The following is a 12,149-nucleotide window of genomic DNA, read 5'->3' on the forward strand; positions in this document are numbered from 1 at the left end:
CATTTTTTGCTATGGGCAATTTTTATCTAATGATAGATTAGCTATTTATTTTAAGCTGTGGCTACCTTGCTGCAGCTTATTTTATTTTTTTGAATAAAAAAAGGGGGGGAGAAGGTATGACGAAAAAATGGAACTTGAAAACTAAAATATTACTCGGCTATTTATTAGTAGTAATTATTTTAGTAGGAGTAGCAAGTTGGTCTATTTATAATTTTATGACTTTAAATGATGCAATTAATGATATTATGGTCGAAAATTATCGCAGTGTAATTGCTGCAGAAGGTATGATGGAGGCTTTAGAAAGGCAGGATAGTGCTGAACTAATTTTTGTTTTTGGGCAAAAAGAAAAGGCTTTGGATATTTTTCAGCGCAATCAAATGAGATTTATGAAACATTTATCGCGGGCGGAAGATAATATTACAATTGAAGGTGAAAAAGAAATCTTAGATGACATAAATAAAAAATATCAAAATTATTTAGAAAAATTTTATGAATTGCGCAGTAAATATGAGCAGGCTGAGATTAATGAACTGCAGAGTCATTATTTAGAAGAGATTATGCCGCAGTTTGAAGCAGTTAAACAAGAAACAAGAAATTTGCTGCAAGTCAATCAAGGGCATATGAAAACAGCGCAGGAAAAAGCAAATAGTAATTCTTCACAGGCTATTTATTCAACGGTTGCTTTTTCAGCAGCAGCAATTATTCTAGCAATTCTTTTAGGGGTTTATATCTCTAATCTGATTTTAAAACCGATTAAAGAATTAACGAAAACAGTTAAAGATATTGCTGGTGGAGATTTAGAGCATGTGATTCAGGTAGAAAGTGAAGATGAAATTGGGGAATTGGCTCATGAATTTAATAAGATGACAGAACGAGTTAAAGAATTCGAAGAAATGAATGTTAGTAAAATTATTAAAGAGAAGAATAAATCTGAAGGGATAGTTAAAAGCATCTCTAATCCATTAGTAGTGACAGATGAAGATAATCAAATTCAACTAATGAATCCTAAAGCAGAAGAAGTATTTAGTTTAGAAGAAAAAGAGGTAACAGGAGATCATTTTTTAGAAGTAATTGATGATGATAGAATTTTTGATTTGATTACTGCTGCTTTAGAAACTGGGGAAGAACAAGGAGGAACTGAACAAGAAGCATTTAAATTTAGAGATGAAGAAGAAGATAAAGAGTTTTATTTTAGAATTAATGTAATTCCAGTGACAGATAAAGAAGATAATATTAATTTAGTAGTTACTTTATTAGAGGATATTACGCATTTAAAAGAAGTAGATCAGATGAAATCTGAATTTGTGTCAATGGTATCGCATGAATTCAGGACTCCTTTAACCTCAATGAACATGAGCATTAATATGCTGTTAGAGGAAAATACAGGTTCGATTAATGAAGATCAGGAAGAACTATTGACAGTAGCGAAAGAAGATTGTGAAAACCTAAATGAGTTAGTGGATGACTTATTAGATTTATCAAAGATAGAGTCAGGAGAAATAGATTTAGATTTTTCCAATGTTGCAGTAGATGAAATATTTGAGGCTTCAGTTAAGCCTTTTACTGAACAAGCAGAAGAACAAGGGGTAGAGTTGACAAAAGAAGAAGTAGAAGACTTAGAAGTCCATGCTGACTTTAATAAAATCACGTGGGTAATTACTAATTTAATAGGTAATGCTTTAAGATATACTGAAGCAGGAGATAGCATAAAATTATCTGCTGATAAAAAGGGCCATAAAGTTCATATTTCAGTAGCGGATACGGGAGCTGGAATTCCTAAAGAATATCAGCATAAAATCTTTGATAAATTTGTGCGAGTTGGTGATGATCAAGATAGTAATACTGGAACAGGATTAGGCTTAGCTATTGCTCAAGAGATGATCGAAGCTCACGGCGGTAGAATTTGGGTTGAAAGTAAAGTAGGAGAAGGGAGCAAATTTACTTTTACGTTAAAATTGCCGCATTAGGAAGGTGATAAGATGGATAAAATATTATTGGTAGAGGATAATAAAAATATAGCCAAAGTGTTAAAAATGTGTTTGACTAAGGCAGATTATGAAGTTAAAAGAGTTGCTAATGGGACCGAAGCAGTTGATGAAGCTTATAATTGGAAGCCAGCTCTAATTTTGTTGGATATAAAAATTCCTAAGATGAATGGTTTTTTAGTCTGTGAAACTTTAAAAGATGACGATGCTACAGCAAATATTCCAATTATCATGTTGAGTGCTAAAGCAGAAGAAGAGGATATTCAACGCGCTTATGATTTAGGAGCAACAGACTATTTAATTAAGCCAATTGAACCGCAAAATCTACTAAAGAAAATAAAAGAACAATTATAAATCCAAACGTTTTAAAATAAAATTATGGTGGTTGATAATAAATTATTAATAAATAAAAGGAGAGATTAATTATGAGTCAGGATAATAAAATTTTAATTGTGGATGATGAAAAGAATATTAGATTAACTTTAGAAAAAAGTTTGAGTGATGATTATGAAGTTGAAACTGCTGTTAATGGAGAAGATGCATTAAATAAGTTTAAAGCAGATGAATTTGATGTTGTATTGTTAGATATGAATTTGCCGGGACTAGATGGAATGGAAGTATTAAAAAAAATAAAAGAAGAAGATGAGGAAGTTAAAGTAATTATTATTACAGGTTATGGCTCAGTAGAAACAGCTGTAGAAACAATGAAAGTAGGAGCAATTGATTATTTAAGAAAACCTTTCACGCCCGATGAAATTAAAGGGATAGTGAAGGAAGTTATTGAGCGAGAAAATGCTGAATTGAAAGAAGAAGAGTTAAATAGTTATGAGGATTATTTGCGTTATGCGAAAGAACTAATTAATAAGCAGCAATTTGAAAAAGCAAAAGAAAATTTACAGCAAGCAGTTAGTTTAGATACATCAAAACCGGAAGCATTTAATTTATTAGGAGTTATTTTCGAGATGCAGGAAAATGTTTTAGAGGCCCAGAAAAAGTATAGAGCTGCTTTAGCTTTAGACCCTACTTATAAACCAGCCCAAGATAATTTAGATAGAACTAGTGAATTTGAATATGATGTTGAAGATGTTAATTTGGGAGAAATTGATGGTGTAGAAGAGGAGGAATAATAATGTATGTATTAGTAATTGGCTGTGGAAGAACTGGTTCTTCCATAGCTAGTTTATTGTCAAAACAAGGTGAAGATGTAGTAGTAGTAGATAGAAACAAGTCATCTTTTAGAAAATTATCCGCTAAATTTACAGGGTTTACAGTGTTAGGCGATGCTACTGAAATAGAAGTGCTAGAAGAATCTAAGTTAGATAAAACTGATTTGGTGGTAGTAACTACTGATGATGATAATGTGAATGCTATGGTAGCTCAAATTGCTAGTGAAATATATGAGGTAGAAAAAGTAGTAGTTCGAATTATAGACCCGGAAAAGAAAGTTATTTATAAAGATTTAGATGTGATGACTATGAGTCCGACTAGTTTATTAGTTGATAACTTAATAGGACAAATAGGAAACTGGTCTAAGGAGTGATAAGATGAGGATTATAATTGTTGGCGGTGGTAAAGTTGTTTATCACTTAGCAAAAAACTTTACTGCTAAAGGATATCAAGTTGTAATTATTAATAAAGACAAAGAATACTGTGACATTTTAGCTCGAGATTTAAAAGGAGTTATTATTCATGGTGACGGTTCTCAGCCTGCTACTTTACGTGAAGCTGAGGCAAATAAGTCAGATATTATTTTAGCTTTAACCTCAAATGACCCTGATAATTTATTTATTTGTCAGTTAGCTCAAAAGGAGTTTGGGATTCCTAAAACTTTTTCAATCGTAAATAATCCTGATAATGAAGAAATTTTTAAAAATTTAGGTGTCGAAACTATCTTTAATACTACTAAGTTAATATCATTATTGATTGAACAGCGAGTAGAAGTAGCAGATGTGAATAATTTGCTATCAATTGAAGAAGGTAAAGTTAGTATTTCCCAAATTCATCTACAGGAAACATCGCCAGTGTTAGGGAAAACAGTGCGCGAATTAGATTTGCCTCATGATATTGTCTTTGGCTGTGTTATTAGAGGGGATGATGTATTAATCCCTAAAGGAGATACTAAATTATTGGAAGATGATAAAGTATTGATTATTACTTTACCAGAAAAGCAGGCTGAGGCTTTTGAAGTATTATCTGGCGAAGAATAGGAGGGAGGAAAAATGAGATATAAAAAAATTATTAGAGGAAGATATAAATTAGTATTCAATTATATCGGAGTTTTAACAATGGGGATAGCTGTATTTTTGTTACTGCCGCTATTAGTACTGCCGTTCTATCCTCAAGATATTAGTTATTTGAATGTATTTTTGCTGCCTAGTTTGGTATTTTTAGTACTAGGTTTTTTACTGTGGAAAGTAACAAATACTGCTCAAGAGCAGGTCAGTTTGTCCTTGAAAGAAGGCGGAATTATAGTTTTAATTTCATGGTTAGTGGCTATTATTGCTTCAGCTATTCCTTTTATGTTAGCAGGGAAGTTGAATTTTACGCAAGCAGTATTTGAGGCTACTAGTGGTTGGACTACAACTGGATTATCTGTAGTAGATGAAGCACAGACTTCGCATATATTTTTAATGTGGCGTAGTATTATGCAGTTTTTTGGTGGGGCAGGATTAATTGTAGTAATGTTATCTTCAATTATTCATCCCTATGGTTTTGGATTGTACAATGCGGAAGGTCGTAGTGATCAATTATTACCTCATGTTAAAAGATCAGCTAAGTTAATTATGCTTATTTATTCAGGCTATACTATAGCTGGAGTGATTTTATATTACATAGTAGGGATGGGCTTGTTTGATGCAGTTAACCATTCTATCGCGGCCTTATCAACAGGTGGTTTTTCTACTCGGCCAGCTAGTATTGGTCATTGGGATAATCTAGGGATAGAGATGGTAACTTGGATTTTAATGTTATTAGGAACAACTAATTTTGCTACTCACTTTGCATTGCTAAAAGGGAAATTTAAAACCTTTATTAAAAATGGAGAGGTTAGATTATTAACTTTTTTAGTGGCAGTTTTTGTTCCAATTGTCAGTTACTTTTCTTTAACTGAATTATACAGTAGTTTACCAGATTTGATGCGGCGCAGTATTTTTGAAGTGATAACTGCTATTTCGACAACTGGTTTTTCTTTGGATACTTTCACTAATTGGAATGCTTTTGGGGTCTTGAGTATAGTTATTTTAATGTTAATTGGTGGTGGAACTGGTTCTACTGCTGGTGGTATTAAGTTATATCGAATTTATTTAATGTATAAATCTTTAGTTTGGGAGTTTAAAAGTTATTTTCTACCGCAAAATGCAGTGCAAAAAAATTATATTTGGCGGGGAGAAAATAAGTTATATATTAAACCAGAGTATATTAGAGAGACGGCTAATTATATCTATTTATATTTAATTACCTATGCAGTAGGAGTTCTAATTTATTTGGCCCATGGATATGACCTGATGGAGTCTATGTTTGAATTTGCTTCTTCATTAGGTACAGTTGGTTTGTCAGTGGGGATTACTGCTGCTGATGCGCCGGCGAGTATTTTATGGTTGGAAACAGTAGGTATGTTGCTAGGGAGATTAGAGTTCTTAGTAATCTTCTTTGCAGTTGCTAAAATGGTTAAAGATGTTAAATATTTGGCGACTGAATAATAAATCGAAGATTATTAAAGTTAAGAGACCTAAATCAACAACGGATTATCAATGTGGTAAAAAAATAGAATTATCGCCTGATTATGCGCGGGTTACTTTGAGTTATGTAGCTTTATATATTTTCACATTTTTAATTGGAGTTTTTGTATTTGTAGCAGCAGGATATCCTGTAGTAGATGCTATGTTTGAATATGCGAGTACGTTATCAACAATTGGTTTATCAGTTGGAATAACTAGCGCTGAGATGCCAACTTTTTTAAAAATAGTGCAGATAATAACTATGTGGTTTGGTAGATTAGAATTTATAGCTATCATTATTGCAGTTTTAAAGATGACAACAAGTTTTTATGATTCAGATGTTGTGGTGGAGAATAATACTCATTCTGTTTAATAAGAATAAAAGAACCCGAATTTCGGGTTCTTTTATTCTTCCTGCAATTTTTCTTTTCGTTCTTGATATTCTTCAGTTGAAATATCTCCTTGGGCATATCTTTTCTTTAAGATTTCTAATGGGGTTTCATCATCAGAAGTTATCTTATCTTTTTTTTCAATATGGTGCGAATGACACATTCCTTCAAAGACCCCTTGTTTATAGAGAAAATAAACGACTCCTCCTGCAATTATCGGCATTAAAAGTGGAAACATCCACATCCCTCCAAACCAAAATGGCATTATTTGATCACTCCAATCTAAAGAACTTCTAAATCAGTTATTTGGATTTTCATAAAAGATTAATATCTAAAGTATCTTTTATGTAAAGCATAGTTTATATTTTTTAGATTGTCAAGAAAAATATTAATCGTATATTGACGATTAACGATTACTATGATAATTTAATGGTAAGAGGAGGATTAAAAATGAGTGATGATAAAAATGAGATCAGATCTAAAATAAGAGAAAATTATTCTCAGGTTGCCCAAGCAGAAAGTGAAGGTTGCTGCGGCAGTAGTGGGTGTTGTAGTGGTGATGCTAATACTCAAGATACTATTCAAATTGCTCAGAATTTGGGGTATTCAGCAGAAGATTTAGATTCTGATTTTGCTGAAGCTAATCAAGGTTTAGGCTGTGGGAACCCTAAAGCAATAGCTGATTTAAGTCAAGGAGAAGTAGTGCTTGATTTAGGTTCAGGTCCTGGTTTTGATGTTTTTCTAGCAGCAGAAGAAGTAGGTGAAACAGGAAAAGTAATTGGAGTTGATATGACTCCAGAAATGATAGAGAAAGCCCGAAACAAAGCTCAAGAAAATGAGGTTAACAATGTTGAATTTAGACTAGGTGAAATAGAACATTTACCAGTTGCAGATGAGTCAGTTGATGTCATAATCTCTAATTGTGTAATTAATTTATCTGTGGACAAAGAAGCTGTCTTTAGTGAAATATATAGGGTTTTAAAGCCTGGAGGCAGAGTAGCTATTTCAGATATTCTAAAGAGTAATCAATTACCAGAAGAGGTAGCAGATGATTTAGATAATTACAGCAGTTGTATTACTGGAGCTTTAAAAAGAGAGACTATGCAAAAAGTAATAGCAGATAATAATTTTTCAGATATTCAGATTAAAAATAAGAGTAATAGCGAACAAATTGTTAAAGACTGGTCACAAAATGTAAAAGTAGAGGACTATATTTTTTCAGCCTATATTACTGCCCATAAACCAAAAAAATAGTGGGGGATAAGAAAAATGAAAACAGATAAAAATAAAGATAATGATAGAAAAAAGTTGGCCCAATTATCTAAAGCATTAAGCCATCCTTACCGCGTTCAGATTATTGAAATTTTATCTAATTTACCATCTGATAAGCAATGTATGGTTAGTAGTTTAGTTGACCAACTTCCTATAGCTCAATCTACAGTTTCACAGCATTTGAAAATACTTAAAGAAGCAGGATGGATTAAGGGCAGGATAGAAGGACCTAAAGTTTGCTATTGTTTAGAAAAAAATATTTTTGAAGATTATCAACAGTTAATCGATAACATACAAAATAATTGAGGAGGAATAAAGAATGGATGTTAAAAATGCAATTCAAAGTAGACGCAGTATTAGAAATTTTCAAGATAAAGAATTAGCTACTAAAGATGTAAATACTATTTTAGAAGCAGCTCGCTTAGCACCATCAGGAACTAATCTGCAGCCGTGGAGATTTGTGGTGATTGAATCTGAAGAGATGAGAAATGAGTTACAAGAATGTACACTAGATTTTGTAGCTGAAGCCCCAGTGACTATTGCGTGTGCAGTAGATTATAATGCATTAGAGAAAGTACCTAAGCGAATTAAAGAATTGGCGCGGGCAGGTGCTTTTAAAGGGACTGCCTTAGAGAAGAATGATGATTCTGATTACAGTGGTCGAGATATGAGTGCAGAAGAAGCTAAAAGGTACTTATATTTAAATGAAGCAATTGCGATTGAGAATATGGCACTGCAGGCAACTGAATTAGGTATAGGTAGTTGTTGGGTGATGATGTTTAATGAGGATAAATTAGCTGATAGATTAGATTTAGATGATAATTTAGAGTTGGTATCGCTTTTAGCTTTAGGTTATCCAGAGGAAATTCCAGAGCAGCGACCTCGTTTATCCTTAGATGAGATAGTAATTAATAGAGTATAATAGCTATCTCTATTAATCCCTTATAAATAATTGATATTTTTGAATTATAGCAAATTGGATATATTATAAAATTAAGGAAGTAGTATCTAATTAGATACTACTTCCTGTTGTAATTGATCATAAAGGTCTGATTTAGAGGGGCAGGTTAGTCCTTTCTTTTTTCCTTACTGGGTATTGAACTCTACTATTAATAAGGATTTACTATCTCAAAAGAAACCATTACCCCACGCGATTTAAGAGTCTCAATAACTTCTCGGGCTTGTGAACGAGGATAAAAAGTTTCATCATAGGTTTTATCATCATTGGTAATTAAATCTGGATTTCCGTATAAATATACAGTCTCCAATTGATCAAATTTCAATAATACATCAATATTTGTTAATCTATTGTAATACAGTGATAATGTTTCTAAGCTCGGCAGATTAGAGAGCCCTGTAATATCAGAAACCAGATTATTTCTAAGGTCTATTATCTCTAAATTTTCTAAATCTCTTAATCCCTCTATATTAGAAATTTTATTCTCAGCTAAAGATAGTTTACCCAGATGAATTTTTTGTGATAGTTTAAATCCGGCAGTGCTAGTCAGATTGTTATTGTAAGCTGAAATAATCAATGCACCAGAGAAACCATCTAAATTGATAGTAGATAATTCATTATTCTCTAAACTCACATCCCAAACATTAGGAAAACCTCTTAAATCTAAGCTACTTAAATTATTATCATGTAAGAAAAGCTTTTTCAGCTTACTTTCTTCAGCTACTCCACTAATAGAGCGGATCCGATTATTGTCAAGTCTTAACTTTTCTAGCTCTGTCAGATCGAAGAATAAAGTGGCAACATCAGTAATCTGATTTTCTTCAAGGTCAAGATTTCTCAATTTAGTTAAATTTAACAGAGGTTGTATATTAATAATCTCATTTTCACTTAAATAAACTGATTCTAAATCAGTTAGCGAAGCAAGAGGACTCAGATCGCTAATCGAATTTTTGTCCTAGATTAAAGATTTTAGATTTACTGCAAATTCTAGTCCTGTTAAATTATAAATTTCTTCCTTAACTGCCCAAAGATTAGTTAACTCTTCTAAATCAGCAGCTGTCATCTCTCTACTTGGAATATTTAACTCTTCTCGAACTGCAGTTTCTAAATTAGGGTCAATGAACTCTACTATTTCTGCCTGCTCTTCTATTACTTCAATTGAGATAGAATCTTCTGCTAACTTTTCTCCAGCTAAACTATAAAGAGTTACTGTTACAGTAAAAAAGTCACCATCCTTTAAATCTGTATACAGATGACTTACATTAGAACTTTCACCTGTCTCGCTAAATGTAATTCCATCTCCAAAGTTCCACTCAAACTCATATTCACCAGTATCGCGGGGTTGAACTACTGCCTCAAAATCATGCTCCGTCTCAGTAGCTCCATCTCTAAGTTCCCAGACGAACTGTCGAGCCCCTGTAATTACAACTTCTTGCTCTAAATCAATTTTTACTACAGCTTCAGCCTGCTCCAGTTCCTTTCCTGACTGATCAAATACTTTTAAATCTATACTAAAGTCACCTTCTGCTAAATATTTATGACTAACATTTATTTCTGCAGTACCATTTTGAACCGCGACTTCTGTTTCACCTTGACTTAAATTACTGCTCTCATCAACTATCCCATCCCCAAAGTCCCAACTAAACTTTAAATTCTCAATCTCTTCTCCCAGATTCTCTGCTTTAAAATTAAAAGTATAGTCTTCTCCATATTCACCAGTTAAAGATTCTGGTGCGATAGATAGTTTAGGGTCACGGTCTCTGATTGTTAAATTAAAAGTGGAAATATTTTCTCCGGTATTAGTTGCTAAAATATAGACAAGCTTGTTTTTAGGAACTTCTAACAAGACCTTATCATCACTATACTTTAGGCTAGCATCTGGTATTGGTGTTGCTGAACCCAAACGCCCTCCATCTGAAATGTAGACATCGGCATAAACACTCAAAGATAGATCGTGGTCTAATGCAAATTCTAAATAACGACTCTCTTTTTTATCATCCATTCCTACATCAACCACCCACAGCGAAGCGGTACCATCTTCTAGAATATTAAAGGTCTTTTCTACACTATTTGCTTCAGCCAAAAGATTACTGGAAACTCCCAAATCAGCAGGAGAATCCTTTAAGGCTGCGCTATCACTGAAGAACATATGACGGACAAAATTATGATAATAATGGGGCAGTGCTTCTTTAGTAGCCAAATAGAGATAATCATCTAGACTCTCTGTTACTTGAATTTTGGGATTATTAGTTATAGCTTCCCACATTTCAATAAAATCAATTCCACCTTTTTTTACAATATAATCTACCAAATGAGCAGTCTGATACTCATGCTCTCCATTTTGCATCGAGATTGGTTTAATAAAATAATCACTCTTGATAGGCTCTAAACTGCCTGCACCTGCTATAATATTAGCAGCATAATCAGCTGTTGCCTCCATCCACCATCTTCTACCTACAAAAAGCATTTCAACAGTTGTAGTATAATAACTAGCCTGTACAGCATGAAATAGTTCATGAGCTGTCTCCTCTTTTAATTCGTCTCTACTATTATAACTAGTCATAAATATGGCACCAGTCTTCCAACTCCATTCACTTTCAACATAGTCTTCATCAAGTCGAACCAGTATCCTGCCATCTTGAAACCAGTGCGGAGGTGGGATATTAAAACTATTATCATCTGTATATACATTATAATATTCTTCTAAATGATGCAATAGTTTATCTGCCATCTCTACTTGAGAATTCCATTCTGTAGGATCAACAAACATCTTTTTATCATATATCAAGCGAAAATGTTGAGAATTTTTAACTGTTAGATCAGAATCCATAAATACTCCTACCGGACTTAAGGTGTCAGTATATAAAGTAGCTTTTGCTCTTTCTTCATCCACTGTAATCGGCTTTGCTTCCCATACATATTTATTTTTATTCCAGTGAATAGCTTTGAGTACATTATCTGCAGATTCTCCTTCAGGGATATCCGATGGATTATAAGCAAATTCAATTTCTATTGTCTTAGAAAACTCATCCATCTCAGCTATCTCAACATCAAAAAGTGCTATCACACCGTTATTCTCTGGAAGAGTAGGATAACTATCTAAAGAAGAAATAATTAATTCTGCCTCTGTAGATAACATTCCTCCTGGAACAGTTACTTTAATCTCATTAGCATACTCTACTGTTTGAGATTGATTAGACACCTCTAAAGTTTCAGTTTTAAGCTCTGTTTTCTCAATCACTATTTCTTCTGCCCGAAAATCAACATCATCTGCAGCAGAAGAAATATAGCGGTTAATTGGGTCAAAAGTGTACCCCTCTTTTCTAGGAGTTATAGTTACACTATCCTTTAGAGCACTAAGCTTCCAACTACCATCACTTAAAGTCTCTGTACTTCCAGTGGCATCAGAGCCGCTGTAGGATATATAAACTCCTTCAATCCCTATTCCATTCTCATCCTCGACTGTCCCACTTAGATTGTAAAGGCTATTACTACTACCAGAACCACCGCTGCAGCCACCTAAAAAGAGCAATAGCAAAATAACAAGCGCTGAACTCCAAAATGAAAAGACCCTTTTTCTAAACATAAGATTCGCCTCTTCTCTACTTGGATTATTAAAGACTTGTAAATGAACGAATTTTTTACTAACTAGTTTAATTATACCATGATTTTATTCTCTTTACACTATAATACCTTGAAATAATTAACCAATCAGTGAACTTTCATTCCTAAATCATAGATTTAGAGGTGGTTTCCCAGGTTCAAGGTCTACCTTAAAAGAATCGCACTGCAAAAAGCAGGTCTGTGATTCCTATATCAATTTCTACAA

The 12,149-nt window shown here is 33.2% G+C and carries 13 protein-coding genes; 10 read left to right on the plus strand and 3 right to left on the minus strand.

The window, feature by feature from the left end; translation table 11 throughout:
- Nucleotides 1-116: 116 nt before the first annotated feature.
- From JOC47_RS02900 to JOC47_RS02930, 7 genes are all read left to right on the plus strand, one after another.
- Nucleotides 117-1,967: an ATP-binding protein gene (locus JOC47_RS02900; RefSeq protein ID WP_204700473.1), complete on the plus strand. Its 1,851-nt coding sequence runs from the start codon at nucleotides 117-119 to the stop codon at nucleotides 1,965-1,967.
- Between the two features lie 12 nt (nucleotides 1,968-1,979).
- Nucleotides 1,980-2,339, plus strand: coding sequence for a response regulator transcription factor (locus tag JOC47_RS02905; protein WP_204700474.1), 360 nt, complete (start codon nucleotides 1,980-1,982; stop codon nucleotides 2,337-2,339).
- Nucleotides 2,340-2,410: 71 nt separating this feature from the next.
- Nucleotides 2,411-3,112 (plus strand): sigma-54-dependent transcriptional regulator, encoded by a 702-nt coding sequence (locus tag JOC47_RS02910; protein ID WP_204700475.1) that lies wholly within the window; start codon nucleotides 2,411-2,413, stop codon nucleotides 3,110-3,112.
- A 2-nt stretch (nucleotides 3,113-3,114) separates the two neighbouring features.
- Nucleotides 3,115-3,525, plus strand: a complete 411-nt coding sequence (locus JOC47_RS02915) for a potassium channel family protein (protein ID WP_204700476.1) — start codon at nucleotides 3,115-3,117, stop codon at nucleotides 3,523-3,525.
- 4 nt (nucleotides 3,526-3,529) lie between these two features.
- On the plus strand, nucleotides 3,530-4,192 hold the full coding sequence (locus JOC47_RS02920) for a potassium channel family protein (RefSeq protein WP_204700477.1): 663 nt from the start codon (nucleotides 3,530-3,532) through the stop codon (nucleotides 4,190-4,192).
- 12 nt (nucleotides 4,193-4,204) lie between these two features.
- Nucleotides 4,205-5,683, plus strand: a complete 1,479-nt coding sequence (locus JOC47_RS02925) for a TrkH family potassium uptake protein (protein WP_204700478.1) — start codon at nucleotides 4,205-4,207, stop codon at nucleotides 5,681-5,683.
- Nucleotides 5,658-6,074 (plus strand): potassium transporter TrkG, encoded by a 417-nt coding sequence (locus tag JOC47_RS02930; protein ID WP_204700479.1) that lies wholly within the window; start codon nucleotides 5,658-5,660, stop codon nucleotides 6,072-6,074. Before JOC47_RS02925 ends, JOC47_RS02930 begins: the two co-directional genes overlap by 26 nt.
- A gap of 32 nt (nucleotides 6,075-6,106) precedes the next feature.
- On the opposite strand, the gene JOC47_RS02935 is transcribed toward JOC47_RS02930, so the two are convergent.
- Nucleotides 6,107-6,328 carry an SHOCT domain-containing protein gene (locus tag JOC47_RS02935; RefSeq protein WP_204700480.1) on the minus strand — a complete coding sequence of 74 codons (222 nt, stop codon included), beginning with the start codon at nucleotides 6,326-6,328 and terminating at the stop codon, nucleotides 6,107-6,109.
- Nucleotides 6,329-6,540: 212 nt separating this feature from the next.
- Here JOC47_RS02935 and arsM point away from each other — a divergent pair, with 212 nt between their 5' ends.
- The 3 genes from arsM to JOC47_RS02950 are packed head-to-tail and all read left to right on the plus strand — an operon-like array spanning nucleotide 6,541 to nucleotide 8,284.
- Entirely contained in the window at nucleotides 6,541-7,344 is an 804-nt protein-coding gene (gene arsM, locus JOC47_RS02940; RefSeq protein WP_204700481.1) for an arsenite methyltransferase, read from the plus strand.
- 15 nt (nucleotides 7,345-7,359) lie between these two features.
- A complete protein-coding gene (locus JOC47_RS02945; protein WP_204700482.1) occupies nucleotides 7,360-7,668 on the plus strand; it encodes an ArsR/SmtB family transcription factor in 309 nt (102 codons plus the stop codon).
- A gap of 13 nt (nucleotides 7,669-7,681) precedes the next feature.
- Complete coding sequence (locus JOC47_RS02950) at nucleotides 7,682-8,284, plus strand: nitroreductase family protein (RefSeq protein ID WP_204700483.1); 603 nt, start codon at nucleotides 7,682-7,684, stop codon at nucleotides 8,282-8,284.
- Nucleotides 8,285-8,471: 187 nt separating this feature from the next.
- Here the strand turns inward: JOC47_RS02950 and JOC47_RS02955 are convergent, their stop codons facing one another.
- On the minus strand, nucleotides 8,472-9,263 hold the full coding sequence (locus tag JOC47_RS02955) for a leucine-rich repeat domain-containing protein (protein WP_338035305.1): 792 nt from the start codon (nucleotides 9,261-9,263) through the stop codon (nucleotides 8,472-8,474).
- 12 nt (nucleotides 9,264-9,275) lie between these two features.
- Entirely contained in the window at nucleotides 9,276-11,906 is a 2,631-nt protein-coding gene (locus JOC47_RS02960) for a PKD domain-containing protein (protein ID WP_204700485.1), read from the minus strand.
- Between the last annotated feature and the right edge of the window lie 243 nt (nucleotides 11,907-12,149).

The organism is Halanaerobacter jeridensis, from assembly GCF_016908315.1.
In the GTDB taxonomy this organism is placed as follows: Bacteria; Bacillota; Halanaerobiia; order Halobacteroidales; family Halobacteroidaceae; genus Halanaerobacter; species Halanaerobacter jeridensis.